Source organism: Streptomyces sp. NPDC058284 (assembly GCF_042881135.1).
GTDB lineage: Bacteria > Actinomycetota > Actinomycetes > Streptomycetales > Streptomycetaceae > Streptomyces.
In genome coordinates, this window is the sequence record NZ_JBHVYE010000001.1 from 375,655 (window position 1) to 400,031 (window position 24,377).

Annotated in this window: 27 protein-coding genes and 1 pseudogene; 19 read left to right on the top strand and 9 right to left on the bottom strand. The window is 70.4% G+C overall.

The features are described 5' to 3' along the window. Positions 1-3 precede the first annotated feature (3 nt). Positions 4-921, bottom strand: a complete 918-nt coding sequence (locus tag ACFVYR_RS01275) for a LysR family transcriptional regulator (protein ID WP_384247376.1) — start codon at positions 919-921, stop codon at positions 4-6. Positions 922-1,129: 208 nt separating this feature from the next. Between ACFVYR_RS01275 and ACFVYR_RS01280 the strand changes: the two genes are divergently transcribed. The 4 genes from ACFVYR_RS01280 (at position 1,130) to ACFVYR_RS01295 (ending at position 4,087) form a co-directional block, all read left to right on the top strand. Continuing rightward, positions 1,130-1,720 (top strand): Type 1 glutamine amidotransferase-like domain-containing protein, encoded by a 591-nt coding sequence (locus ACFVYR_RS01280; RefSeq protein WP_384247379.1) that lies wholly within the window; start codon positions 1,130-1,132, stop codon positions 1,718-1,720. Between the two features lie 49 nt (positions 1,721-1,769). Then, positions 1,770-2,993 (top strand): MFS transporter, encoded by a 1,224-nt coding sequence (locus ACFVYR_RS01285; RefSeq protein ID WP_384247381.1) that lies wholly within the window; start codon positions 1,770-1,772, stop codon positions 2,991-2,993. Positions 2,994-3,053: 60 nt separating this feature from the next. Then, positions 3,054-3,593 (top strand): hypothetical protein, encoded by a 540-nt coding sequence (locus tag ACFVYR_RS01290; protein ID WP_384247384.1) that lies wholly within the window; start codon positions 3,054-3,056, stop codon positions 3,591-3,593. Between the two features lie 149 nt (positions 3,594-3,742). Then, positions 3,743-4,087 carry a hypothetical protein gene (locus ACFVYR_RS01295; RefSeq protein WP_384247386.1) on the top strand — a complete coding sequence of 115 codons (345 nt, stop codon included), beginning with the start codon at positions 3,743-3,745 and terminating at the stop codon, positions 4,085-4,087. Positions 4,088-4,285: 198 nt separating this feature from the next. Here ACFVYR_RS01295 and ACFVYR_RS01300 read toward each other — a convergent pair whose 3' ends face one another. Further along, the gene (locus tag ACFVYR_RS01300; protein WP_384247388.1) at positions 4,286-5,224 is read right to left on the bottom strand and encodes a sulfotransferase domain-containing protein; all 939 of its coding nucleotides are present in this window, start codon (positions 5,222-5,224) and stop codon (positions 4,286-4,288) included. Positions 5,225-5,744: 520 nt separating this feature from the next. On the opposite strand from ACFVYR_RS01300, the gene ACFVYR_RS01305 reads away from it, so the two are divergent. The 8 genes from ACFVYR_RS01305 (at position 5,745) to ACFVYR_RS01340 (ending at position 13,423) form a co-directional block, all read left to right on the top strand. After that, complete coding sequence (locus ACFVYR_RS01305; RefSeq protein WP_384247390.1) at positions 5,745-6,749, top strand: aKG-HExxH-type peptide beta-hydroxylase; 1,005 nt, start codon at positions 5,745-5,747, stop codon at positions 6,747-6,749. Further along, positions 6,746-8,002 (top strand): YcaO-like family protein, encoded by a 1,257-nt coding sequence (locus ACFVYR_RS01310; protein WP_384247393.1) that lies wholly within the window; start codon positions 6,746-6,748, stop codon positions 8,000-8,002. Before ACFVYR_RS01305 ends, ACFVYR_RS01310 begins: the two co-directional genes overlap by 4 nt. Positions 8,003-8,098: 96 nt before the next feature. Then, the gene (locus ACFVYR_RS01315) at positions 8,099-8,863 is read left to right on the top strand and encodes a class I SAM-dependent DNA methyltransferase (RefSeq protein ID WP_384247395.1); all 765 of its coding nucleotides are present in this window, start codon (positions 8,099-8,101) and stop codon (positions 8,861-8,863) included. Then, a complete protein-coding gene (locus ACFVYR_RS01320; RefSeq protein WP_384247398.1) occupies positions 8,860-9,711 on the top strand; it encodes a class I SAM-dependent methyltransferase in 852 nt (283 codons plus the stop codon). The genes ACFVYR_RS01315 and ACFVYR_RS01320 overlap by 4 nt, the downstream gene beginning before the upstream one ends. A gap of 37 nt (positions 9,712-9,748) precedes the next feature. Next, entirely contained in the window at positions 9,749-10,909 is a 1,161-nt protein-coding gene (locus ACFVYR_RS01325; protein ID WP_384247400.1) for a glycosyltransferase family 4 protein, read from the top strand. Then, positions 10,909-11,934, top strand: a complete 1,026-nt coding sequence (locus ACFVYR_RS01330; RefSeq protein ID WP_384247403.1) for an NAD-dependent epimerase/dehydratase family protein — start codon at positions 10,909-10,911, stop codon at positions 11,932-11,934. Before ACFVYR_RS01325 ends, ACFVYR_RS01330 begins: the two co-directional genes overlap by 1 nt. Beyond that, the gene (locus ACFVYR_RS01335; protein ID WP_384247406.1) at positions 11,931-12,836 is read left to right on the top strand and encodes a phytanoyl-CoA dioxygenase family protein; all 906 of its coding nucleotides are present in this window, start codon (positions 11,931-11,933) and stop codon (positions 12,834-12,836) included. Before ACFVYR_RS01330 ends, ACFVYR_RS01335 begins: the two co-directional genes overlap by 4 nt. Beyond that, positions 12,833-13,423, top strand: a complete 591-nt coding sequence (locus tag ACFVYR_RS01340; RefSeq protein ID WP_384247409.1) for a sulfotransferase family protein — start codon at positions 12,833-12,835, stop codon at positions 13,421-13,423. Before ACFVYR_RS01335 ends, ACFVYR_RS01340 begins: the two co-directional genes overlap by 4 nt. 309 nt (positions 13,424-13,732) lie before the next feature. Here ACFVYR_RS01340 and ACFVYR_RS01345 read toward each other — a convergent pair whose 3' ends face one another. Both ACFVYR_RS01345 and ACFVYR_RS01350 read right to left on the bottom strand, forming a co-directional pair. Next, complete coding sequence (locus ACFVYR_RS01345; protein ID WP_384247411.1) at positions 13,733-14,164, bottom strand: hypothetical protein; 432 nt, start codon at positions 14,162-14,164, stop codon at positions 13,733-13,735. A 256-nt stretch (positions 14,165-14,420) separates the two neighbouring features. After that, positions 14,421-15,896, bottom strand: a complete 1,476-nt coding sequence (locus tag ACFVYR_RS01350) for a hypothetical protein (protein ID WP_384247414.1) — start codon at positions 15,894-15,896, stop codon at positions 14,421-14,423. 290 nt (positions 15,897-16,186) lie between these two features. On the opposite strand from ACFVYR_RS01350, the gene cutA reads away from it, so the two are divergent. Next, positions 16,187-16,513 (top strand): divalent-cation tolerance protein CutA, encoded by a 327-nt coding sequence (gene cutA, locus ACFVYR_RS01355; protein WP_384247416.1) that lies wholly within the window; start codon positions 16,187-16,189, stop codon positions 16,511-16,513. Between the two features lie 50 nt (positions 16,514-16,563). On the opposite strand, the pseudogene ACFVYR_RS01360 reads toward cutA, so the two are convergent. The 3 genes and pseudogenes from ACFVYR_RS01360 to ACFVYR_RS01370 form a co-directional block, all read right to left on the bottom strand. After that, a pseudogene (locus ACFVYR_RS01360) lies at positions 16,564-17,184 on the bottom strand (transcriptional regulator); the annotation flags it as partial. A gap of 56 nt (positions 17,185-17,240) precedes the next feature. Next, a complete protein-coding gene (locus tag ACFVYR_RS01365; RefSeq protein WP_384247418.1) occupies positions 17,241-17,729 on the bottom strand; it encodes a glutathione peroxidase in 489 nt (162 codons plus the stop codon). Positions 17,730-17,770: 41 nt separating this feature from the next. Further along, positions 17,771-19,147 (bottom strand): MFS transporter, encoded by a 1,377-nt coding sequence (locus tag ACFVYR_RS01370; RefSeq protein WP_384247421.1) that lies wholly within the window; start codon positions 19,145-19,147, stop codon positions 17,771-17,773. Positions 19,148-19,377: 230 nt separating this feature from the next. Between ACFVYR_RS01370 and ACFVYR_RS01375 the strand changes: the two genes are divergently transcribed. Further along, positions 19,378-19,659 carry an Lrp/AsnC family transcriptional regulator gene (locus tag ACFVYR_RS01375; protein ID WP_384247423.1) on the top strand — a complete coding sequence of 94 codons (282 nt, stop codon included), beginning with the start codon at positions 19,378-19,380 and terminating at the stop codon, positions 19,657-19,659. On the opposite strand, the gene ACFVYR_RS01380 is transcribed toward ACFVYR_RS01375, so the two are convergent. Next, entirely contained in the window at positions 19,656-19,880 is a 225-nt protein-coding gene (locus tag ACFVYR_RS01380) for a hypothetical protein (protein ID WP_384247426.1), read from the bottom strand. The genes ACFVYR_RS01375 and ACFVYR_RS01380 overlap by 4 nt on opposite strands. Here ACFVYR_RS01380 and ACFVYR_RS01385 point away from each other — a divergent pair. The 3 genes from ACFVYR_RS01385 (at position 19,870) to ACFVYR_RS01395 (ending at position 21,468) form a co-directional block, all read left to right on the top strand. Then, positions 19,870-20,301 carry an Lrp/AsnC family transcriptional regulator gene (locus tag ACFVYR_RS01385; RefSeq protein ID WP_384247985.1) on the top strand — a complete coding sequence of 144 codons (432 nt, stop codon included), beginning with the start codon at positions 19,870-19,872 and terminating at the stop codon, positions 20,299-20,301. The two genes, ACFVYR_RS01380 and ACFVYR_RS01385, sit on opposite strands and share 11 nt — an antisense overlap. An 83-nt stretch (positions 20,302-20,384) precedes the next feature. Next, entirely contained in the window at positions 20,385-20,507 is a 123-nt protein-coding gene (locus ACFVYR_RS01390) for a hypothetical protein (RefSeq protein WP_384247428.1), read from the top strand. Between the two features lie 385 nt (positions 20,508-20,892). Continuing rightward, complete coding sequence (locus ACFVYR_RS01395; protein WP_384247430.1) at positions 20,893-21,468, top strand: TnsA-like heteromeric transposase endonuclease subunit; 576 nt, start codon at positions 20,893-20,895, stop codon at positions 21,466-21,468. 587 nt (positions 21,469-22,055) lie between these two features. On the opposite strand, the gene ACFVYR_RS01400 is transcribed toward ACFVYR_RS01395, so the two are convergent. After that, on the bottom strand, positions 22,056-22,388 hold the full coding sequence (locus tag ACFVYR_RS01400; protein WP_384247433.1) for an ArsR/SmtB family transcription factor: 333 nt from the start codon (positions 22,386-22,388) through the stop codon (positions 22,056-22,058). Positions 22,389-22,512: 124 nt separating this feature from the next. On the opposite strand from ACFVYR_RS01400, the gene ACFVYR_RS01405 reads away from it, so the two are divergent. Continuing rightward, positions 22,513-23,709, top strand: a complete 1,197-nt coding sequence (locus tag ACFVYR_RS01405; protein WP_384247435.1) for an MFS transporter — start codon at positions 22,513-22,515, stop codon at positions 23,707-23,709. A gap of 399 nt (positions 23,710-24,108) precedes the next feature. Further along, entirely contained in the window at positions 24,109-24,270 is a 162-nt protein-coding gene (locus ACFVYR_RS01410) for a hypothetical protein (protein WP_384247437.1), read from the top strand. Positions 24,271-24,377: the final 107 nt, after the last annotated feature.

Consider the following 24,377-nt stretch of genomic DNA (forward strand, 5'->3'; position numbering starts at 1 on the left):
CACCTAGCTGCGCGCGGGCAGACAGGTGCGAAGTCGAACGGCTACGTGCTGGGCGGCCCGGTTGAAGGCGTGGATCTCCGGTGCGGTGTTGGTGACGAGCCAGGTGGGCGCCCATTCCAGGGGCGGCGCATCGCTCAGCGGCAGATAGGTGACGCCGGGGCGCGCGTAGAACCGTGACACCTGGGCGCCCATGACGAAAGCTCCTTCGTCGGCGTCGATCAGCGCCAGGGCCTCCTGGAGCGTCTCGAACTGGGGGCCCGGTGCGATGGGGCGGCCCGCGGGCGTCAGGCAGGGTGTGCGGTCTGCGCGCCAGTAGTCGGGAAAGGCCTCGGCCACCTGCAGCATCTTGACCGCGGCCAGGTCTTCGAGCGAAACGCTGTCACGGCGGGCGAGCGGGTGGCCGGACGACACCCCCAGCACCCGGGGTTCGGAGAACAGGACCGGCCCGGTGACCATGTCGGGTTCGTGGTGCGGCAGGCTCACGACCAGCAGGTCGACATCGCCTGCGCGCAAGCGCCGGAGGCCGTCGACGATCTGCATCTCCCTCAGCCGGGCCCGCCAGCCGGGCCGGCCCTGGTCGAAGAGCCGAGCGGCCTGTGCCATGAGCTGTCCTGCGGCGGCGCCGAGGAACCCGACCCGGAGAACGCGGTCGATGCCGCGCGCGGCGTTGATCGCCTTCTCCACCCCGGCCTCGATCTGGTCGTAGGCCGGGCGCACGTCCGCGTGCAGCAGTCGGCCGGCCTCGGTGAGGCTGACATGGCGGCTGTTGCGCTCGAACAGCGGTGTGCCGATGTGCCGTTCCAGCTTCTTGATGGTCTGGCTGATCCGGGCGGTGCTCACGTGCAGGCGTTCGGCCGTGCGGCCGAAGTGCAACTCCTCGGCCAGCGTCAGGAAGGCCTCCAGCTCAAGCCGCTCCAGCACGCGCTCCTCCGAACGTTGAACCCACCTTAACGACCGTTGCACTATGCCAGCTTGTTGGCGCATCGGGCCCGTAGGAGCCTGAACGGGCCAGGCCGCACACGGCACTCGAGCCCGTTTGTCACGACGGATCCCGGAGTTCCGAAGTCCCTTGCCCCGCAACCCATGTCACGAGAGCAGGACCATGCGTTTGTTTCTTTCCTCCTGGAAAATGGGGGACGCCCCCGAACTCCTTGACGATCTCGCCAAAGGCGCCCGGAACGCAGCTGTCATCGGCAACGCGCTGGACGCCCTCCCCACCCCGCAGAGGCAGCAGGCCACCGGCCGGGAGATCGCGATGCTGCGCGAGCGCGGCTACCTGACGACCGAGGTGGATCTGCGGGACCACTTCGGCGACGCGGACACGCTCGCCGAGCGGCTGTCCCGCTTCGGCGTCGTCTGGGTCCACGGCGGCAATCCGTTCGTCCTGCGGCTGGCGATGGCCCTCAGCGGCGCCGACCGGATCCTGCCCGACCTGCTGCACCGCGACGCCCTCGTCTACGCCGGATGGAGCGCCGGCGCCTGCGTCCTGTCACCCAGCCTGCGCGGCCTCGAACTGGTGGACGACCCCGCCGACACCGTCACCGCCTACGACCGGCCGGTGCTCTGGGAAGGTCTCGGCCTCCTGGACTACACCTTCGTTCCCCACTACCGCTCGCCGATCCCCGAGAGCGAGCAGATCGAGCGCGTCGTCGAGCGTTACGACCGCGAAGGAGTGCTCTACCGCGCTTTCCGCGACGGCGAGGTCACCCTCGTCTCCTGACCACCGCCCCCTGCGATCCGATCGCCCCGAAGCAACTCCTGTTAGGGACATGATGAAGCTGCTACCGCCCGCGGGGCCCCCACGCACTCTCGCCCTGGCCCAGTTGAGCAACTCCGTCGGCGACGGCGCGTTCTACGTGACCTCCGCGCTCTACTTCACCCAGGTCGTCGGCCTCGCCCCCGCCAGGATCGGACTCGGCCTCGCGGTGGCCTGGGCCGTCGGCTCGATCGTCGGAGTGCCGCTCGGGCGCCTCGCGGACCGCAGGGGCTCGCGCGGTACGGCCGCGCTGCTCGCCCTCGCGACCAGTGCCTCCGTCGCCGCGTTCCTCGTCGTACGGGACTTCCTGCCGTTCCTCCTGGCCGCCTGTCTCTACGCCACTGCGCAGTCCGGCCTGGCCGCCGCCAGACAGGCACTCCTCGCCGGCCTGATCGCCAGGGAAGAACGCACCGGCACGCTCGCCCACCTCCAGTCCACTCTCAACGCGGGCCTCGCCATCGGCGCGGCCCTCGGCGGCCTCGCTCTCTCCGCCGGTACCCGCAGCGCCTACCTGGCCGTTTTCGCACTCGACGCGGTGAGTTTCCTGCTCTGCGCTCTCGTCCTGCTGCGCCTGCCGACGGTGGCCCCTCACCCCGCGCCGAAGGGTGCCAAGCTCGCGGTGCTGCGCGATCGCCCGTACGCCGCCCTCACCCTCCTCAACACGGTGCTGCTGCTGCGGATGCCCCTGCTCAGCCTCGGCCTGCCGCTGTGGATCACCGAGCGCACCACCGCCCCCGCCTGGCTGGTCTCCGCGCTCTTCGTCCTCAATACCGTCGCGGTCATGTTCTTCCAGGTCCGCACCGCCCGCTCCGTCACCAGCACACCCAGCGCGGCCAAGGCCCTCCGCCGCTCCGGCGCCCTTATGCTCCTCACCTGCGCGGTCTTCGCCCTCTCCGCGGGAACGCCGACCTGGGCGGCCGTCGCCGCCCTGCTCGCGGCATCAGTACTGCTGGTCGCCGGGGAAATGCTCCAGTCCGCGGGCTCCTGGCAGCTCGGCTTCGACCTGGCCCCGCCCGACCGGATCGGCGAGTACCAGGGCTTCTTCGGCACCGGCGTCACCGTCGCCCGCACCGTCGGCCCACTGGCGCTCACCACTCTGCTGATGGGCGTGGGGACCCTGGGCTGGCTCCTCCTCGGCGCTCTCTTCCTGGCCGCATCCTGGGCCATGGGCCCGACGGCCCGCCGCGCGGCCGGAACCCGTCCGCTCCCGGCCCCCGCAATGACCGAGGCGGCCTGAACCCGGAGTCGGAGGACGGAAAGGCGTAGCTGGACGACCGGTTCCAGCAGGTTGGACCAGGTGCAGAAGCGCCTGGAGGACGTCGTGCGGAAGGCCGCCGTGGATGACGGCACCGACTTCGTGGACGTCTACGACCACACCGGGAGCAACGCGGCGTCCGACGGCGCCAATCGGGGCATCGGCGACCTGCTGCGGCCGGACCGAGATGCTCACGAGTCCCGACGGCGCCCACGCCAGGCGGCCAATGGCGGTGCTCTCTTCGCCGCGGCCACATCTCTGGTCCGGCTGCGGGGCACTGCTGCGGGTACCGGCGCGTGGGCGTCGGCCAACCAGACACCGTGGGACGGCAGGCGATGTCAGATCGATACCCCCACCGGCCGGGTGTGGAGCCACCACGGCACCGATTTCTGCAGCGCGTTCGCCGATGTCGCCCGGGCCGCGCGCGCTCTACCGGACGACGTGCCGGCCCTCGGCGACACCGACATCCGCCCACTCGGACAGGGTGCTGCCGAAGTCCGTAGCCGTGATGGAGCTGCGGCTGGACCAGCCGCCGGACGTCGAAGCCGCTGGTCGCCTACAAATCCGCGTCGGCACAGCTGAATTGACCCCGCGGCGGGCCCCGGAGCCTTTCGGGGTAATGCAGACTCGTTTCCTCACTGTCCATACGGGTGAAACACCGGTGCCGTTGGCGCTGAGCGGGCAATAAGGCCACGGCATGTTCCGTTCCAGCCCGGCAGAAAGACCTCTCGATGCGTTTTCGCTCCGCCTTCGCAGCCGCTCTCGGCACCGCCCTGCTCCTGGCCGTGAACCCCGCTTCCGCCTCCGCCGCAACCGGCCAGTTCCGCTACGACTACGTCACCGGCGAGGGCTATGACATCACCGGCTTCCTCACCAACCCGCCCAACGAGCAGTGCCTCACCCTTCCCGGCGTCGGCCAGGACAACCCCCAGCCCGGCCACTCCCCCAAGAACCGCACCGACGCCTGGGCCACGGTCTTCAGCGAGCCCGGCTGCCAGGGCGCGTTCTTCAAGCTCCGCCCGCACACCGGCGGCGCTTCGGAGCGACTGAAGGTGCGCTCGGTCGTCTTCGACTGAGCGCGTTCTCATCCGCCGACGTCTCCTCAGGGCCGCCTCGCCGCCAGGGCGGGCGGCCCCGGGAGCGGGCCGGCACCATGAGCGGCCGCCGCACACGGTGCCGCCCTCAAGCTCGGCTCCCGGTCCTCCGAGCCGTCGCCGAACTCCTCTCCCACCAGCAGACCGCCATCCTGGGTCCGGCACTCACAGGTAGCCAGGTCAGTTCGGTCGTCTCTCCTCGGCCGACCGGGAACGTGGCCGACTGTCCGCGGCCCGTGCCATGGATTGCCATGGCGGGTCCAGCATGTCCCGGACCAGCGCGTCGATGACGGCGACCTGCTCCTCGTCCAGATACTCCCGGAATCCGCCGACGACACCGCGCCGTGTCTTGTACGACTCCGGGTCGCCGGGGACGGACTGCCGCAGCTTCTCCGAGCGCAGTGTGTCGTCGCGTTCCATGGCCCGCATCGCGTCGAATCGGGCGTACTCCGCCGCCACCCGCAACGTCGTGGGTTCCGTGGCCCCGGGCAGGCCGCAGAACTCCAGGATGCGGGCGAGTTCGCCGGTGGTGTCCGCGCTCAGGCGCTCGTAGGAAGAGATCATGAAGGCGGCCGGTGTGCGTTGCTGGGCCTGCCAGATGTTCCAGAACTCCAGGCAGGTGCGTACGCTTCCGACGTCCTCGGACAGGAATTCATCGAGGGTTCCGGTGTAGGGGTTTCCCTCCCGCCGCGTCCGCTGGAAATAGTGGGACACGACCACGTCCCGGATGTCCCGGACCAGCAGTACGACCTTTCGGTCCCGGTAGAACCCCTTGTCCGACGACAATTCGCCGGGTGCCCGCCACGCCACCTGGTCGTCGTGCCAGAAGACGATCCGGGGAACACCGGGGTCGGCCGCGGTGAAATGTGTCAGGTCCAGGTTACGGCACAGCTCCATCGGAAGGCGATGCGCTTCCGAAATGGCGCGGGCCAGCAGGACCCGCAGCCAGGTACGGCCGCATTTGGGGAACGAGACGACGTAGACCTCCCCGTCCGCATCAACTGTCGGAGAACTCCGGTGTGCAGGCGCCGCGTTGTCAGGAGTCACAGCCCGGCATTGTCTCCGGCTCCCCGGCCGGTGACAACAGGTCCGCGTACGGCCGGGAGGACATCGGTCCACGCCGCCCAGGACTGCCCCTCCTCCCGCAGGGCGCCCGCTGCGGACCTCCGTGGTGACGATCAGGACAGCTTCGTCCGGCGAAATGCGTGGAGACGGTTCATCACGGCACCCGACGCATTCCTCACCCGCGCACCCCTGTCACATCCACCTCAGGGAGCAATTCTTTCCGGACGAACTTCGATGATTTTCTGCATGGTGGCTCGAAAGCCTGGAATTTTCGGCAATGGCGCTTTTGCGGCGGCTTCCCGAAGCCCCTTCTTCGACGTGGCGTCCGTTGGGTAACCCCATGTCCGACCGGCGGTGAGAGCCGTCCATTCGTCACGGATGAACCCATCGAAGGAGTGATCCCATGGAGCAGCCGGAGATCGAGCAGGTCACCGAGGAACTGCCGGAGTTCGGCCTGATGATCGACATCCCCAGCGAGGACTGAGGCGCCCGACCCGTCCGCGTAGCAGCACAGGGTGCGTGGTGGTTCGTCCGCCACGCACCTCCGCGACCGAACAACGACGGAGGCCGGAACGTGCTTGTGACCCCTGACGCCGTGGCCGCCCGCCGCGCCGAGGACGCCCTCTGGCACGCCACCGACGCGGTGCTGCGCAGAACGGGAGCGGGCGGGTCCGCACCGTCCCGGCACCCTGCCCGCAAGGCCGCCGCCCATCGGGCCGGCGCGGAACCGCCGCCGCTGACCGCACCACCGGAGCGCACGGCCTCGGTCGGCGAGGATCTGGCAGCCGTTCCCCCGCCCCGTATGGCCGCCGGCCGCTGGGCGGTCGATCTCGCCGACCCGGCTCCCCACCTCGTCGCGGCGGTCGGCCGGGCACTCGCCTCGCTCCCGCAGGCGCGGGAGGCGAAGACGGGTGCGGAGGGGCCGGGCACCGCCGTCCGGGCCTGGGAGCCCGAGCAGGCCGCCGTGCTGGCCGAGACCGCCGAGCGGCTGGATGAGGTGTGGCCGGCGATGCTGGCCGAACTGCACGAAGGTGTACGGCAGATCGTCCTGCTGGCCGGGCGCGCCATCGACGGTTTCACCGACTTCACCACGCACGGCGCCGTGTTCGTCAACGCGACCCGGCTGACCGTGGGGCGCACCGGCCTGCCCGGCTGGGTCAGGCTGGCCGACGCCCTGGTCCACGAAGGCACCCACACCCGGTGTAACGCCGCTGCCTTCAGTACCCCGTTCCTCGTGTCCGCCACGGGGCCCGGCACCTCCGTCATGACCCCGCTGCGGCCGGATCCCCGGCCGCTGACCGGGCTCTTCCAGCAGACGGTGGTCCTGGTCCGTCAGACGGTCCTGTACCGGCTGATCCACCAGGAGGCGCCGCTGTCGGACCCGCAGCGGGAGGCCGTGGCCGAGCGCCGGGCCCGGCTGCTGGAGAAGGCGTTCCAGGGCGTCGACACGCTCGGCCGCCACCGCACCGCCCTCAGCCCCGCCGGTGAGGCCGTGCGCGCCGAGGCGGCAGGCCTGCTGGCGGCGGAGGCCGCGCGGGAAGAAGCGCGTACGGGGCGGCTGTCGGGAGGCCGTGCGTGAGCGTCTTTGCACCGACGGCCTGGGCCCCGGAGGTCTTCGCTCCGTGGCCGCACACCCCGGGCGCGCTGCTGGCCCGCGTCGCCGCCCGGTCAACGGCCTTCGACGCGACCGGCGCCGGGGGCGGCACCTCTGTCCTGATCGGCAGCGCCGCGGGCACGACCGCCGCCGATGTCGGGCGGCGCGCCCGCGGCGAACTGATGGAACGCATGGGCAACGTGCTCGCCGGACGGGCCGCTGAAGCCGAGGCCGAGGCGGAAGCCGGAGCGGGCCGCGCACGGCCGCCGACTGCGGGCGTCGGGCAGGTCCGAACCTGCGACTGGTTCGCGCTGCGCCGCGACGGCCTCCCCGCCGCCGATCCCGCGGATCCCGCCACCGGTCCTGTCCACGGGGCCGACCGCGGTATCCCGGCGCGCGAGGTGCGGCAGCTCTGGTGCCGGGGCCGGGCAGCAGGCTCCGGTGAGGACATCTGGGTACCCGCGGGCGCCGCGTTCCTCCAGCACCGCCCGGCGCCGGGCTGCGCGGCCACCCACCGGGCCGGGTCGACCGGCGTCGCCGCGCACCGGAGCCCGGACGCGGCGGCAGCGCACGCCGCCTGGGAGATCCTGGAGCGCGACCTGGTACGCCGCAGCTGGCACGACCCGCTCCGCCACCCGCCCGTGCCGTTCGACGCCCGTGACGCGCTGCCGCCCGGTGCGAGCGAACTGCGTGTCCTGCTCTGCCGCGAGGGCCTGGAGGCCACCGCGCTCGCCCTCCCCGCCCTCGCGGGAGCCGAGGCCGTCGCCGTCTGTGTGCACGGGCCGGATCGCACACGTCAGACGTTCGGAGCCCGCTGCGGCCCCGCCCACGACCTTCAGGAGACGGTGGCTCGGGCCTGCTGGGAGGCGCTGATGGTCCGCTGGAGCATGAGCGCACCGGTCGCTGTGCGCGCCTGGGATCGTCTGTCACGCACCGGGGACCCACGCACCGGGCTGGACCACGCCCTGTGGACGTTCCACGCCCAGGACGCGCTGACGCACTGGGCCGGACCGGCCACCACCCTCCGCGCCCCTCCTGCCCCGGCCTCGCGGCCCGCCCGGGACCCGGATCCGGTCGCGCTGCTGGCCGCGCACACCGGGCGCGAGGTGATCGCCGTCGACCGCTGCGCGGGTCCTCCGGCGGACGAGGGACTGACCGTCGTGCGGCTGATCGCCCCAGGAGCCTCGCCCCTGCCGGCCCGCCCCGTCCCCGGCGTACTTCCGCACCCGTTCGGCTGATCACCCCGGCGGCCCGTACGCGACAACTACGCCGTGTCCCCGGCCGGCCGCGTCCACCGCTCCGTGCCCCGTCCACTCCTGCACCGGGAGGACCTCATGTCCGCGCTCCCGCACGACACTTCGGCACAGCCCTCGTACGCCGCAATGTTCGCCGACCGGTACGACGACTGGTTCGCCGCGTCGACCACTGACTCCACCGTCGGCTTCCTGGCGGCCCTCGCCAAGGAGGGGCCGCCCGGCCCCCTGCTCGAACTGGGCAGCGGCACCGGGCGGGTGGTCCTGCCACTGGCCGCGCTGGGTCTGACCGTCGAAGGGCTCGACGCCTCCCCCGAGATGACCGCCCAGCTGCACGCCAAGCCCGGCGGCGGCGCGATCAGGGTGACGCTCGGCGACTTCGCCGCGCCCCCGGACCCCGCGGACACCGGGCGGTACGCGCTCGTCTACGCGGCCGGGGGCACCTTCGCCGAACTCGACACCCAGGAGGCCCAGCGCCGCTGCCTCGCCTCCACCGCCCGGCGGCTGAGGCCCGGCGGACGCCTCGTGCTCGACGCGCATCTGCCCGAGGCGCTCGCCACCCTCGGCAGCGGCACACAGCCGGTGGACACCCCTGGTGGGGGCTTCGTGCTCCGCACCCGCACGCTGCACCCCGCCCGCCAGCAGTACACCTCCGACTACGCGGTGCTCGACGACGGCAGGATGCGCCACGTACGCGTCTCCTTCCGCTACTTCTCCCCCGGAGAGCTCGACCTGCTGGCGGAGCTGGCGGGCCTGCGGCTGGTACGGCGTACCGGCGGCTGGTCGGGGCGGCCCCTGACCGATTCCTGTACCCACCACGTCTCCGTGTACGAACTGCCCGCATGACCGCCGCGAGCGCGTCGCGCGACCCCGGACGCTACATCGCGGACAACCACCGGCTCTGGCAGCAGTGGACCCCGCTCAAGGCCGCCTCCGACGACTACGACCTCGACGGTTTCCGTGCGGGCGGCAACCGGATGCGGCCGCTGGAGCGGGCCGAGATGGGCCCCGTCGAGGGCAGGTCCCTGCTCCATCTGCAGTGCCACGTCGGCCTCGACACCCTGTCCTGGGCCCGGCTCGGCGCCCGCGTCACCGGGGTGGACTTCTCCTCCCGCGCCGTGGAGATCGCCACCGGCCTGGCCGCCGACGTCGCTCCGGACGCCCGCTTCGTCGAAGCTGACGTCCTCACCCTGCCGGACGTCCTCACCGGCAGCTACGACATCGTCTACACCTCCAACGGGGTCCTGGGCTGGCTCCCCGATCTGCGTGCCTGGGCACGCGTCGTCGCGCACTTCCTCGCACCCCGCGGCTTCCTCTACCTCTTCGAGTTCCACCCGTCCGCCTGGATGCTCGACACCGCCGTCGAGGGCCCCGAACTGCGCCTTCGCTACTCCTACTTCGGCGAGCCCGCTCCCCTGGCCTTCGAGTACCGCAGCCCCACCTCCGTACCCGAGGCCCGCATCCCGGACGTCGAGTACGTCTGGGGGCACACCATGGGCGACCTGATCACCGCCCTCGCCGACGCCGGGCTGCGGGTGGACTTCCTGCACGAATGGCCTTTCGTGGGCTGGCGCCTGCTGCCGTTCATGGAACGCGACCCAGACGGCTGGTGGAGGCTGCCCGGCACGCTCCCGGCGATACCTCTGTCGTTCTCGCTGCGCGCCTCCAAGCCCGCAGGACCCAGCCGCCCGTGACACCGCCACCGCCACCCACCGCCCGGAGGACCGCCGCATGCGCATCGCCTACCTGCACTCCGGCAGCATCCCGTCGGTCTACGCCAACGGCGTCCACGTCATGCGCATGTGCGACGCGCTGGCCGACGCCGGGCACGACGTGCGCCTCTACGCCCTGCGCGGCGAGATGACCTCCGACGACGTCCACGCCTACTACGGCACCCGCAACCGTTTCCCCGTGCGGACCTTCCCGATGCCCTGGCCGCCGCTGCTCGGCCCCTGGCTGCGCGCCTGGCAGGTGCGCCGCGCGATCCGCCGCGACGGTGTGCCCGACGCGGTGTACGGCCGCGACCTGCGCGCACTCGTGGCCGCCGGCGGCCTGGCGCCAAGCGTCTACGAAACGCACCTGCTGTGGGACAGCCGCCGGGAACGGACGGTCGAACGCCTGCTGCTGCGCGGCCGGTCCTTGCGCGGTGTCGTGTTCGTCTCGCAGGCGCTCGCCGACGACTACGCGCGCGCCTTCCCCGCGCTGCGCGCCGCCGGCGGACCGGTACAGGTCACCGCGTCCGACTGCGCCGACCCGCCCCCGCCCGGACCGGCAACTGATCTCCCCGGGCGGCCGGGCGCGCTCAGGATCGGTTACGTCGGCCATCTGTACCCGGGCCGGGGCACCGACATCATCCTGGCGCTCGCCGGCCGGATGCCGGAGGCCGACTTCCATGTCGTCGGCGGCACCGAGGCCGACCTGGAGCACTGGAGACAACGCACCGACCAGCCCCACCTGTACTTCCACGGCCACCGTCCGCCCGCCGGACTCCACCCGTACTACCGGGCGTTCGACATCGTGCTGGCCCCCTACCAGCAGCGCGTGGCCTGCGCGCAGGGCGTCGGGGACATCAGCCGCTGGGTCTCGCCCATGAAGCTGTTCGAGTACATGTCCCACGGGCTGCCCGTGGTCTCCTCCGACCTGCCCGTGCTGCGCGAGGTCATGGCCGACGGCGTCAACTGCCTCCTCGTGCCACCCGACGACATCGACGCGTGGGAACGGGCGATCCGCCGGCTCGCCGCCGACCCGGCCCTCCGGGCGGCTCTGGGGGCGCAGGCCCGCCGCCAGTTGCTGACCACGTACACCTGGCGGCACCGCGCCGACCGCGTGCTGGCCCCGTTCACCGGGCCGCGCCCGGCCGCCGTCCCGGCCGCCCGTCCGGGGAGGCGCTGATGCGCGCGCTGGTCACCGGCGCGGCCGGTTTCATCGGATCCCATCTGTGCGAGCACCTGCTGGCGGCCGGTGACGAGGTCGTGGGCGTCGACTCCCTCACCGATCACTACGACCCGGCGGTCAAGCGCCGCAATCTGCGAACCGCCCTGAACAACCTCCGCTTCACCTTCCGCCGAGCAGACCTGCTCGGCACCGACCCGGCCAGGCTTCTCGCCGGTGCGGACGTCGTGTACCACCTGGCGGGCCAGCCGGGTGTCCGGCCGTCCTGGGGAGAACACTTCGCCCTCTACAGCAGCCGCAACGTGCTCGCCACGCAGCGCCTGCTGGAGGCCGCGCGCGCCCACCCGCCCGCCAAGTTCGTGTACGCGTCCAGCTCCTCCGTCTACGGAGACGCGCTCGGCCGCCCCACCCCGGAGACCGCGCACCCGCGGCCGGTCTCCCCGTACGGAGTCACCAAGCTCGCCGGCGAGCATCTCTGCGAGCTGTACCGCACGGTGCACGGGCTGCCCACGGTCGCGCTGCGCCTGTTCACGGTCTACGGGCCGCGGCAGCGGCCCGACATGGCGCTGGCCCGCCTGCTCTCCGCGGCGAGCGGAGGGCCTGCGTTCCGGCTCTACGGCGACGGCGAGCAGACCCGCGACTTCACGTACGTCTCCGATGTCGTGGCCGCGATGCGCGCCGCGGCCCGCAGTCCGTTCACCGGCGTCGCCAACATCGGCGGCGGCAGCCCGGTCTCCATGAACATGGCCGTCGCCGCCTTCGAACGCCTCGTCGGACCGGTGCTGTTGTCCCGTCACCCGGCCGTCCCGGGCGATGCCCGGCACACCGGCGCCGACATCGGCCGGGCCCGCGCCGCCTTCGGCTTCCGGCCCCGCGTCGAGTTCATGGAAGGTCTGGCGGCCATGGCACGGGCTGCCGACCCGGCCTTCGCCCCGGCGCCGGGCCGGACCGCCGTCCCGGTGGGCGCACCACCCGCCCACCCGTCGGACAAGCGCGGTGGCGCGCGGACAGGAGACGACCGGTGATCCCGCCTTCCTCCCGCCCTCCGGGACCCACCGCCGTCCGGTCCGCCGCGCTGCACAGGGTGGAGCCCGCTCCTGCCGGGTTCCCCGTCGCACTGCGGCGGGTGCTCGCCGGGGACCTCGTCGTCCTCGCCGGTGGGCTCCGCCACCTCGGCCATCTGCCCGACATCGAACGGCTCGCCCGCGCGGCCACGGCCCACCGACTGCCGGACAGCACGGCCGTGCAGGCGCCCCTGCACGAGCTGCACCGGCACGCCGACACCCGCGCGATCGAGGCGATCCGTACCGACCTGGAAACCCGGCTGCGCCCGCTGGGGCGACGCGTCCTGCACGACGTGACGGCCGCCATCACCCCGCGCGACACCCGCCCCTACCTCAGCGAGCACCTCGGCGTCCGCATCATGCCGCCGCTCGGTACGGTCACCGATCGCTCCGAATTCGCCTCGCGCGAGGGCTTCCTGACGCCCCGCGACGCCCACGTCGATTCCTGGTTCAACACAGCCCTGAACTCCGTCAATCTCTGGATGGCCATCACCCCCGTACAGCGCGGCAACGGCCTGATCCTCTATCCGGACGCCTTCCGCCGCCCCCTCCGCCACGACGGCCACACCCTGCTTCCCGGGCAGCACACGGGCGATCCGGTCGATCTCGCCCTCGAGCCCGGCGACATCCTCCTGTTCGCCGGAGACCACCTGCATGCCTCGCAGCCCAACACCACCGACGCCACCCGGTTCGTCCTGACCAAACGCTTCTCGGCCGGGCCTCCCCGCTACCCCCTGCGGGCCACCGGGTGGGTCCCCTACCTCGACCAGCGGCTGCTCAGCACCCCCCTCGCCCCGCTGGCCCCGCTGCGCTCCCGGCTGACGCCCGCCGGCCTGCGGCATGCGCTGCGAGGCCGCCGATGAGCCCCGGGGAGTCCCCCAGCCGCAAAATCTTCGGCATCGGCCTCTCGCGCACCGGCACCCAGTCACTGACCGCCGCCCTGCACGTCTTGGGGTACGACGTCGTCCACTACCCGGCGGACGAGGACACGTACCGGACGCTGCTGCGCGGTGACGCGCGCTTCCCACTGCTCACCCGCCACGACGGGATCACCGACATCACGACCGTCCCCTACGTCGCCCAGCTCGACCGGGCGTGGCCAGGCGCGAAATTCGTCCTCACCGTCCGCGACGAGGACCTGTGGCTGCGCTCCTGCGCCCGCCACTGGAGCCGTCCACTACACCGCAAGACCGAGTACGGGGAGCGCTACCTCTCGCTGCAGCTCTTCCTGCGGGCTGCGGTGTACGGCTGCGACACGTTCGACGAGGACCGGTTCCGGCACGTCCACCGCCGTCATGTGGCCGAGGTCCGCGCTCTGTTCGCCAACCGTCCGGACTCCCTGCTGATCCTCGATCCGTCCTCCCCGGCCCCCTACGCCCGTCTGGCCGCCTTCCTGGGCCGCCCGGTCCCGGAGACCCCGTATCCGCACGAGGGCCGCTGGACCGCCTGATGTGGGGTTGCCATGCCGGCGGAATCCTGTTGCTCCCGAACACGAAGTAGGGGCCATCCGAAGATGACCCCTACCTGCGACGTTTCCGTCGGGACGACAGGATTTGAACCTGCGACCCCTTGACCCCCAGGAGTGAGGGCCACAGGAACTACCTGCATATATCCGACGAAACTAGGGCGCAGGGCGTGCGTCTGGGCGCGTGCTGTTCAGGGTCGCGAGCTCCGTGTGGTCCCCAACTGGTCCCCACGGCAATGACGCAGACCAGATGGATCAGCCTCTCGAGGAGGATCCCAATCCCAGCCCGACATCTCAAGAGATCTCGTCCCGACGGGCCCTCTCGACCTTACGTTTGAGGTTCCTGATGGCCTCGTGCCACCGCCAGGAATCGCTGGTGTACCAGCCCTCTTCGTCGATCGGCTCCCAGTCCGCCAGTTCCTCCAGCTGTGAGAGCACCGTGTCGGCATCGTCGTGACTCCTGCCCCGGTCGAGTTGACCTGTGATGGCGTGGAGTCGGTGGGCGGCACGGTAGAACGAGACCTGGCTGTCGGTCAGCCTGCGTACGGCGTAACCGCCACACTTGCCGCACCAGTCGAAGTCGTCTCTCGCAAGCAGGTCAGTGACGGTCAAAAGATCGTCGTTGGCTGCGACACCGCGTTCCCTGGCGTGACGGCACAGTGGTGAGTGGCCCTTGCCTTCGATCTGCGGATCCGCGTTCGTGGTGTAGATCTGGGCTACAGCCAAAGGCCCCAGAGGAAGACCGCTACCACGGTGCTACCGGTCAGCGCCGGGTTGCCTGAAGGGCGCGAGGTCCAGCCGGTCGCTGGCGAGCGTCCCCTCCCACACGGCCAAGGGCAGCATCCGCTCGCTGCCTGCGTCGAGGGTTCGCAGATCGTGCACCCCTCGCGTCAAGGCGAGCAGGCGTAGGTTGCGTGCCCGATCGGCGTCGAAGTAGGTGCGGCGAACGGTCTGACGCGCGCCGTCGGTGCCCCCGAACTCTTCACCGAAGTGCAGATCGTGAGCGCCGCTGCAACCACCCGTCCAGTGGCTTCCGCTCGCCTCGGGCTCGGACCTGGCGGTCTGAGCCCACGTTCCGATCAGGCTCTCCGGAAGATCGGATGCCCCTGCGACGAGAACTCCTCTCCACCACATCAAGGGGCAGGACTTCGACTCCCCCACTCACCGAAATGACAATGTAGAGCTGGTCAGAACTGCCAGTGAAGGTTCGCAGGGCGCGGATGTGTTCGGCAGTGACAGGTTGCCGGTCGAAGACCGGGGTGTCGTCGAATACCCCGGGGCGGATTGAACTCGGCCGACCAGCTGGGGTGCGACTCGGTTCGATCGCATCGGCCTCTTCGCAGGGCGGTTCGCACGCCACGTCGCTGGACGGGGCGTGCAGCCTTTCCGCGATGAGGGCAGGAACGTCAAGCGTGAGCGTACGGCGCCCCCAGTCCGCGCCCACGACCCACGTGGCCACGACACCCTGCGTCCACGAATCCAGCCCTTCGAGCAGTCCTCCCCGCGCCTCTCGTGCCGTCTCCTCAGTGGCCTCGGGCAGGCGCGCGGTGACGCGCTGCGTCGGCTTGCCCTCAGCCGATGCAGCCAGAGCGCGAGCCTGGGCCTCCCAGGAGTCGATCAGACGTGCCGCCCCAGCCAGCGCATCGTCATGACCCTTCCGGTTGCTGCGGATGCCCTGCACAAGGTAGTGAGACATGTACGAGCGAGCTGGAGATCCCACCCAACTGCTCTCGGCCGCACCCTGCCACCGACGCCACAGCGCGTTCAGCGCCATGGAGATCTTGTCGCTGCTGCCCAGTACCGCGAAGGCCGGGTCCTCTCCGGAAAGCCGGGGCCGCTCCATCGTTGCCGCCGCCGCAGCCACGAGCAGTCCCGCCGGCTCGACGAACAGGGCGGCCTGAGAGCGCAAGGTCTCCAGGAACTCCGCCTTCGTCTCCAAGGCCCGCTGCGCCCAGTCCTCAAGCCAAGGGAAGGAGGCGAGGATGGACTGAGCCCGGTGCAGGCTCTCCGCCGCGCCGTGCCAGTAGGAGAAGACCAGCCCCTGCAGACGCTCCGCATCCTCGCGCACGTCCTCCCCGTCGTCATCCGTCGCGGCCGAATCCGAACGCAGGACTTGAGCGGCAGCTTCCACCTCTTCCTGTGTCCAGCACTCGTCCTCGTCAGGTTCGGTGTAGGACTGCAGCTGATGGAGCAGGCCCACTCCGCCGAGTGCCCGGAGGAACATCCCCAACGCGGTCGTCGGCCGTACCCACGACCCCCACTCCGTACAGCGAGAGCACAGCCGCCCCATCACCGCCGCGTCCAAAACGACCTGTGCGGTCTTGACGTCAGACGCACGAAGCTGCCCGCATGCTCTGGCAACGTGCAGTCTGGCATTTTTCCCTCGGGCCGAGTACACCGTGATCGGCGTGCCCTCAAACGGTCCGAGCGGCACATCAGCCAACAAGTATTCCTGCATGAACCTCCCCCAATCCTCCGCTTCGCCAGCTTAGAGCCGAGGACTGACACACATCGCTGCATACGCGGGACTCGGCTCTCTCGCTGCCGAGGCCAAAGCCGCTGGTACTCAACTCGCTGCCTCCACAAGCGCGCAAGCGGCACGAACCTGCGTGCACGTGGCACCGGTCCCCAGGCGTGGTCCCCAAGTGATGGCACACGCAAGGTAGACAAGGCTGCGATGCGACCGACTGTCGGCGTGCACTGGTCGGCTGGATAGGGTCGCGGTACCCGAGCTGGAGAGGCAGTTGCATGGCCCACGAGATTGTGATCGCGCAGACAACCAGGGACGACGAGGACCAAGCGAAGGCGCTGGCCCGGGGCGCGGTCGAGAGCAAGCTGGCAGCGGGCGTTCACATTGATGCGCCGATCACCGCCTTCTACTGGTGGAAGGGGGAGGTCGAGACAGCGCAGGAGTGGCGGATCTCGTACATGACTACTAGAGACCGTCTCCCGGCACTGGAGGCGTGGCTGCACGAGAAGCATCCGTATGACGTCCCCCAGTGGATCACGCTGCCCGTGACCGGAGGGTCGGAGGCGTACCTGTCCTGGGTGGTCGAGGAGGCTCATCCGCAGTAGGGCACGCCCCCCGGCACCTCACCGTCACCGAGCCTGCGCGCCATGATGGCTCACGACGCGAACGCCAGTAGGTGGCCAGCCAGGTCGCGCTCCGTGTCGGGGAGCCAGGCAGCGATGCTCTGCGCCCGCTGACGTCCCATGGTGTTCGGCTTTGACTCCGCTGCTGCTGCGAACTGCCGCGCGACGTAGACCCCACGGTCTACGTCGCCGCCGCGCAGAAGCGCCGAGGCCAGATCCCCGAGGACCACCACTCCAGAGTCGGGCAATTCTCTACCGAGGCGCTCGACCGCAGCGTCGGCTGTAACCGTCAGTTCTTGGCACTTGAGTTCGCCGTATACCGAAATCGCAAGTGAGTCCATCCGGTACGGCGTCACGAAGCGAACCCACGCCTGCTCGCCCGTGTGATTCGCAAAGTCATACGCGAATCTCGCCTGTTCCAGGGCCCGGAGGGCTCCGGCATCGTCCCCTGACTGCGCCGCCTCCTCCGCATACCGCCCCAACGCCCACGCCGCTGCGGTCGCGTTACCGTGCCCACGCACATCCTGTGCCGCCTGCGACAACATCTCCAGCGCCTTACCCGGGGTAGGCGCACCATAGCTCGCGTAGCCCAGCGCCAGGGCGCGCAGAGGTGGATGCCCGGCCTGCTTCGCACACTCCTTCCGGGATCGGTAAGCGCGGGGTGGGCCGGCCGGGTCGTGCGGTGGTGGGCCCACCCCGCGGGTGGTGGTCAGGCAGGCAGGACCTGTTCGAGAGTGGCGATGATCTGGGGTGCGTCGGGTTCGGTCTGCGGGCTGAAGCGGGCGGCGACCGTGCCGTCGGGGGCGATGAGGAACTTCTCGAAGTTCCAGCGGACCTCCCCGCTGTATCCGTCGGCGTCCGCGGTGGTGATCAGTTCGGCGTAGAGAGGATGGCGGCCTTCGCCGTGCACGTCGGTCTTCTGCGTCATCGGGAAGGAGGCGCCGTAGGTGGCCGAGCAGAAGGTGGCGATCTCCTCGGGTGTGCCGGGCTCCTGGCCCATGAACTGGTTGCAGGGCACCCCCAGGACGGTGAAGCCGCGCGGCGCGTAGTGCTGCTGGAGTTTCTCCAGTGCCGCGTACTGGGGGGTCAGGCCGCACTGGGAGGCGACGTTGACGATCAGAACAGCCCTGCCCCGGTACTGGGCGAGGTCGGCCGGTCCGCCGGCCAGGGCGCCGATCTCGATGTCGAAGACAGACATGTCACTCCTTGGATGTGAGCTGGATTGAGGGGTGGCGTGGTTCACCGGGCGGTTTGGCCGGTGCGGGAGGGAAGCATCGCCGGCATGACGGCGGCGGTCAGGGCGAAGGCGCAGGCGGTGATGAGGAAGACCAGCGCGTAGCCGTCGGCCAGCTGTGCGGGGCTGCCGGGGGTCGCACCGTGGCCGGTGTGGGAGGCGGCGACGGCGGAGAGGATGGACAGGCCCAGGGCGCCGCCCATCTGGCGGGCGGTGTTGTTGATGCCGGAGGCAGCTCCGGTGTCCTCGGTGGCCACGCAGTCGGTGGTCAGGGAGGTGAGTGCGGTGGCGGCGTAGCCCAGGCCCAGGGACATCACCAGGCCGGGCAGCAGGAAGGCGGTCAGGTAGGTGCCATCGGCGCTCAGGGCCGCGTACTGCCACAGCGATCCGGCCGCCGCAAGGGCCAGCCCCCCGGTGATGAGCATCGTGCGGCCGGCGCGCCGGGCGAGGCGGGCCGAGGTCTTCGAGGCGAGCACGATCGCCAGCGAGTGCGGGAGGAAGGACAGGCCCGCTTGCAGCGGGGAGTAGTGCAGGACGTTCTGGGCGTAGAGGTTGAGGAAGAACCACATCACCACGAACATCGCCCCCACCGGCAGGATGCCGACCGTGGTCGCGCGCAGGCTGCGGTTGGCGAACAGCCGCAGCGCCATCAGCGGCGCAGCAGTGCGTGCTTGGACCAGCACGAACAGCGCCAGCAGGATCACCCCGGCGATCAAGGGCAGCAGCGTGCCCGCCGCCTGCCACCCCGCGGTCTCCGAGCGGCTGATGCCGAACGTGAGCGCGGCCAGTCCCGTACACACCAGCACCGCCCCCGGCACATCCAGCTTCGCCGAGCCGGCCGGACGCACCTTGGGCAGCCAGGCCAGGGAGCCGACCAGTACCAGCAGGCCCACCGGCACGTTGATCAGCAACACCGAGCGCCAGGACAGGTACTCCACCAGCACCCCGCCCACCAGGCTGCCTGCGGCTCCTCCGGCGGAAGCGACCGCAGCCCAGGTGCCGATCGCCCGCGAGCGGGCCTCAACCTCGGTGAAGGCGGTGCTCACCAGCGTGAGCGTGACCGGCGCGACGGCAGCCGACCCCACGCCCTGCGCGGCCCGGGCCACAAGAATCTGCCACGGCTCCTGCGCCAGCCCGCCGCCCAGGCTCGCGAGCGTGAAGAGGGCCATGCCGGTGATGAAGACCGTCCGCTGACCCCACAGGTCACCCAGACGCCCGAACAGCAGCATCAACCCCGAGAACGGGATCACGTAGGCGATGGTCACCCACTGCAGGGCCGAGGGACTCATCCCCAGGTCCTGGCGCATCGGCGGGATCGCCACATTCATCACCGACACATCGAGGATGACCAGGAACTGGCCCAGGCACGCCAGGACCAGCACCGCCCACCGCGGCCCACGGCCCGCAGCCGGTCCGGGATCACCGCCTTGAGGGGCCGGGCGAGAGGAAGGGGCCAAGGTACGCATGAAGAACTGCCTTCGTGACTCAGACGGGAAGAGGGACGCCCCCACCTTCCAGCCGCATCACCCTCCAGCCCGAGTCATATCCTGGATCCCGGGAAGAACCCACATCAGGATCGGAGATACGAGTGGAATCCGTCAGCCTGGACGAGATGGATCACCAGTTCCTGCGTATCCTCCAGCATGACCCACGCGCCCCTTTCGCCCGCATCGGCACGATGCTGGGGGCCTCCGAGACCACCGTGACCCGCCGCTACCAGCGCCTGCGCGGCCTGGGCCTGCGCATCACCGCCCAACCCGTCCCCTCCCGCCTCGGCCTGACCCGCTGGCTGCTGCGCCTGCACACCGTGCCCCACGCCGCCACCACGATCGCCGAAGCCCTCGCCCGCCGCCCCGACACCAGCTGGGTCACCCTCGCTTCCGGCGGTACCTAGATCAACTGCGCGGTCAACACCCGCAGCCGCCACGAGCGCAACGTCCTGCTGCTGGAGAAGCTCCCCCGCACCCCACAGGTCAGCTCCGTCACCGCCCACTGCCTGCTGCACATCTTCACCGGCGCCGCCAGCACCTGGCATGCCACCCGCTTCGGGACCGACGCCCACCTGCTCGCCGCCGACCCCGACACCAGCACCGAACCGGTCACCCTGGACACCACCGACTACGCACTCCTCGGGCAGCTCGCCACCGACGGGCGCATGTCCATCACCGAACTCGCCGCCACCACCGGGCGGTCCACCTCCACCGTCCAGCGCCGCCTCGACCACCTGCGCGCCACCGGCGCCGTCAGCTTCGCCATCGACTTCGACCCCGAACTCCTCGGCTACCACATGAACACCCGCCTGTGGCTACGCGTCTCCCCCACCCACCTGCGCACCGTCGGCAAAGCCCTGGCCACCCACCCCGAAATCGCATTCGCCGCGGCCACCACCGGCCCCTCCAACCTCGTCGCCAGCGGCCTCTTCCGCGACCCTTACGACCTGTACCGCTACATGGACGAGAAACTCGGCCCCCTCCCCATCGACACCACCGAGACCGCCCCCATCCTCCGCGACGTCAAACGCCTCACCACGACCTGACCTGCCACAAGGACACCCGAAAACCCCTCGGCTCTGCGGCGAACGCCAAGGCCAAGCTGAAGCTGGTCGCGCCCGGGGGAACAGTGCACTCGCCGCTCTACGGCCCCAAGCAGGCCACGGAGTTCCATCCCACACTCTTCGCCGATGCCCAAGTTGACGAGATCTTCACCCACTCCCCGGCCTTCGCCCTCCGCCTCATGGCCTAACAGGAAGGCAGCTCACGGCGGTTCGCGTTCCAGCACGCGTCTACCACCACAGGAAATGCAAGATCCAATGACACGAACCGAGCTCACCCCGGGCTTCGTGTTCCTTCATCCCACAGATCAGCACTGCAGGCCGATGCAACGATGAACTTCAACGGACACACGTTGTCCTGTGACTGTGGAGGCTGCGGATTGCAGCTGTATGTTGCGGGGGATCTTGCGGGTTGAAGAGTTACCTTGCGGTGATGGGTGGGGTTAGGCAGTCGTGGTCCGTGCGTTAGAGGTCCTGCCTGGCGGTTCTGCGGGGCCGCCAGCGACCGGGTTCGAGGTCGCGTACGTAGCTCCGGACGGGACGGAGTTACGGCGTCCGCTGGTGGAGGCGTGGGCCGTGCCGTTCGAGCACGCTCTTCCCGTACGCGTCTTCGCGTCGTACCGCCGACAGCGCAACCTGCCGGGCCTGTGGTGGTCGGCGACGACGGGCGGGCACGTCGGGTACGAGTCCTGGCTGGAGCGCGACCACGTCATGCTGCTGGACTTCGACCCGGCGGTGGCGGGGATTTCCTCGCAGCCGTTCTGGCTGTTCTGGGCGGCGGCGAACGGGCGGCCTCTCTCGCACGCGCCGGACTACTTCGCCCGTCGCGACGACGGGACGGCCGTGATCGTCGACTGCCGCCCGGCTGAACGCCGCAGCCCGCGGGACGTGGTGAAGTTCGAGGCGACGGCGGTGGCCTGTACCGAGGTGGGGTGGGAGTTCCGGCTGCTGGGCGCCCCAGACCCGGTCGTGGTCCGCAACGTGCGGTGGCTGTCGGGCTACCGGCACCCCCGGCACCGGGTGGAGTCGGCCGCCTCGCGGCTGCGGGAGGTGTTCGCCGAGCCGCTGCCCCTGATGACGGGGCCGCGGAGGCGGGTGAGCCGCTTGCGGTCCTGCCGGTGCTGTTCCACCTGCTGTGGTCGCACGAGCTGACGGTGGATGTCTCGGCGCCCAGGCACGGCGGCCCCCTGGTCGCGCCGGGGGTGAGCCGATGGGGTCGGCGCGGGTTCGCCGGTGAGCATCCATCCCCACGTCATCAGCGGAATCAGGTAGATCCGCGCGGAGGACTTCGCGATGCCCGCGCCAGTGAGGTAGCGCTCGACCGCCGCGGTGTACGACGAGGGCGGGGCGGACAGGGGCACGACCCGAGCGTGCGGCAACCCAAGTGCGTCCCCACTCCCGCGTTCGGTCGCCGGTTCGATTGTCGCGCTGCCCCTACCCTTCCGGCACTACCGCAGTAAATGCGTACACCTCGCCCCGGCGGCCGGAGTAGCCCGCCGCAGGTCGCGGTGATCACGGTAGGGGCTCTGCCGCAGTAAATCCGGCATTTACTGCGATGGCCCTTTGGAAGGGTGGACGTCACAGATTGAAGCGGTGATTACCGACAGCTACTTGTCGGGGGTGACGGCTTATGGCGAGCAACAGAGCTGATCCGGCTGCCTGATGGCACCGCCCTCCCTTTCCCCTCGCGGGTTGAGTGGAAGAGTTTGCCCAGGCCGCCGCGAGCGCGACGTCGGGTGTCAGCCTTCTACGGCTGGGTGCGTGCGGCGAGCTCCGTTCAGTACGGAGTCGAGCAGGCCGGGGAACAACGCGTCCAGGTCGTCACGGCGTAGCCGCACCAGCCGGGATCGGCCCTTGACGGTCGTCCAGGTGACTCCCGCCTCGCGCAGCACCCTGTAGTGGTGGGACAGCGTCGTCTGGTGAACGTCCAGGTCGCCACCGATGGCGTTGCAGGGCTCCTCACCGGTCACGGCGAGCCGTTGGATGATCTCCAGTCGCACCGGATCGGCCAGCGCACGCAGCACCTCCACCATCCGGATCGCCTCGGTCGCCGGCTGGGACACCTCACGCATCGCTTCCCTCCGTCCGTGCCAGGACCGAAGCTTATCCACTCATTGATTCATGGACAAGCATCCATGTATTGCTTACAGTGCCGATCACCTACCTACGCGGCACTCCGGAAAGGCGGAACGATCCTTGCTGAAACGACTCCTTCCCCTGGCCCTGGCGACGTTCGCCGTCGGCACCGACGGCTACGTCATCGCGGGCTTGCTCCCCTCCATCGCTGCCGACCTTGCAGTGTCCACCCCGGCGGCCGGTCAGCTAGTGACGGTCTTCGCCTTGACACTGGCGTTGTCGGCGCCGGTGATGGGGGCCCTCACCAGCGGCATGGATCGGCGGTCGGCATTGCTGATCGCATTGGGTGTGTTCGTGATCGGCAACGCTGTCACCGCCCTAAGCACCAGTTACGAGGTGGTGATGGCCGCTCGGATCGTTACCGCCGTGGGAGCGGGCATCATCACCTCCACTGCCTCCAGCACCGCGGCGGCCATCGCTCCGCCGGAACGCCGTGGCCGGGCCCTGGCCTTCGTGTTGGGCGGCCTGACCTCGGCGACCGCGCTGGGACTGCCGCTCGGCACGCTGATCGGCCGAACCGACTGGCGCATCACCCTGTGGGCCGTCGCCGGGATCGGCCTGCTGGCGATCGTCGGCATCATCGTCGGCCTCCCCAGCGTGACGCTCCCCGCCGCCTCCCTGCCCGACCGCCTGCGTCCGCTCAAGCAGGGCCGCGTACTGGCACTGCTGGCGGTCACCTCCCTCGCTTTCCTCGGTGCCTACACCCTCTACACCTACATCGCCCCGGCCTTGCGGGACGCCACCGGCGGCAACGAGTCGCTACTGACCCTGATCCTGCTGGCCTGGGGCGTCGGCACCCTGGCCGGGAACATCACCGCCGGACGCCTGGTCGACCGTCACGACTCCGCCCGCGTCCTCACCGGCTCCCTCGCCCTCGCGGCTCTCGCCCTGGCACTGACCTCGCTGGCGACACGCGCCCTCGCGCCCACCCTGGTCTGGGCGGCGGTCTGGGGCGTGAGTGTCGGCGTCATCGTCGTCCCGCAGCAGCACCGGCTCATCGCCCTCAGCCCCGCCGCCGCGCCGGTCCTGCTCGGTCTCAACTCCTCCGCGCTCTACATCGGCGTCGCCCTCGGCGGCGGTTTCGGCGGGCTGGCACAGGAGTGGTTCGGGCTCGCCCCGGCCGAACTTGGGCTGGTGGCTGCCAGCGTCACCGCCCTCACCCTCCTATGGCACCTGGGGACCACGCGTCGCCCCGTCGCGCCTACCCCCGTGACGCCAGCGCCGACCTCGGCCGGCCCGGAGAAGTCCAAGACGTGACTGGCCCTCCTCATGGCGCCCCCGGGGTCGATACCCGCTCCGGGGGCACACCGTTCTGCACGGGCAGCCTCAACAGTTGGGAGGCACTGTAGAGGCGCCGACCCGTGCGTACGGGGCGGGCTGGTGGGAGTCCTTCGGTACTCAGGCGGCCTTGCCGATGCCAGCGGTAGTCAGGTCCGGCTCGCGCGGCGGGGTGAAGTCGACGTCGAGCTTCGGGTCGTACGCCTCTGGCTCGATGCCGAGTTCGTGCGTGCTGTACTCGCCGAACCGCTTGATGTGTTCGGTCAGGTACGGCGAGATGTGGTTCGACTCGGATCTCTTCGTCTTGCAGCCTCACTCTTCATGTGATCATGCGCCTTGCAGGGTGAACCTTTCGTCGTGGGGTGGGGTTGGCGGGTCGTGGCACGTGCGTTAGGACTGCTGTCGGGCGGGACCGACGGGCCGCCGACGGAGGGGTTCCAGGTCGCGTACGCCGACCGGGACGGGTCCGAGTTCCGCCTGCCGCTGGCGGACGCCTGGGCAGTGCAGTTCGAGGACGTCGTTCCGGTGTATGCCGGTTGACCCCCTACTGCCCCCCCCGCTACCCGCACTGGTTCCGCCCCGACGAGGCGCGGACGCGGCCCGCATAGGATCGGCGCCCATGAACGACGCCACCGACATAACCGCCG

Excerpts from the sequence above, each read along its gene's own strand:
- ACFVYR_RS01280 (WP_384247379.1), top strand. The coding sequence starts at position 1,130 with ATGGGGGACGCCCCCGAACTCCTTGACGATCTCGCCAAAGGCGCCCGG.
- ACFVYR_RS01285 (WP_384247381.1), top strand. The coding sequence starts at position 1,770 with ATGATGAAGCTGCTACCGCCCGCGGGGCCCCCACGCACTCTCGCCCTG.
- ACFVYR_RS01295 (WP_384247386.1), top strand. The coding sequence starts at position 3,743 with ATGCGTTTTCGCTCCGCCTTCGCAGCCGCTCTCGGCACCGCCCTGCTC.
- ACFVYR_RS01315 (WP_384247395.1), top strand. The coding sequence starts at position 8,099 with ATGTCCGCGCTCCCGCACGACACTTCGGCACAGCCCTCGTACGCCGCA.
- ACFVYR_RS01320 (WP_384247398.1), top strand. The coding sequence starts at position 8,860 with ATGACCGCCGCGAGCGCGTCGCGCGACCCCGGACGCTACATCGCGGAC.
- ACFVYR_RS01325 (WP_384247400.1), top strand. The coding sequence starts at position 9,749 with ATGCGCATCGCCTACCTGCACTCCGGCAGCATCCCGTCGGTCTACGCC.
- ACFVYR_RS01330 (WP_384247403.1), top strand. The coding sequence starts at position 10,909 with ATGCGCGCGCTGGTCACCGGCGCGGCCGGTTTCATCGGATCCCATCTG.
- ACFVYR_RS01340 (WP_384247409.1), top strand. The coding sequence starts at position 12,833 with ATGAGCCCCGGGGAGTCCCCCAGCCGCAAAATCTTCGGCATCGGCCTC.
- ACFVYR_RS01350 (WP_384247414.1), bottom strand. The coding sequence starts at position 15,896 with ATGCAGGAATACTTGTTGGCTGATGTGCCGCTCGGACCGTTTGAGGGC.
- cutA (WP_384247416.1), top strand. The coding sequence starts at position 16,187 with ATGGCCCACGAGATTGTGATCGCGCAGACAACCAGGGACGACGAGGAC.
- ACFVYR_RS01365 (WP_384247418.1), bottom strand. The coding sequence starts at position 17,729 with ATGTCTGTCTTCGACATCGAGATCGGCGCCCTGGCCGGCGGACCGGCC.
- ACFVYR_RS01375 (WP_384247423.1), top strand. The coding sequence starts at position 19,378 with ATGGATCACCAGTTCCTGCGTATCCTCCAGCATGACCCACGCGCCCCT.
- ACFVYR_RS01400 (WP_384247433.1), bottom strand. The coding sequence starts at position 22,388 with ATGCGTGAGGTGTCCCAGCCGGCGACCGAGGCGATCCGGATGGTGGAG.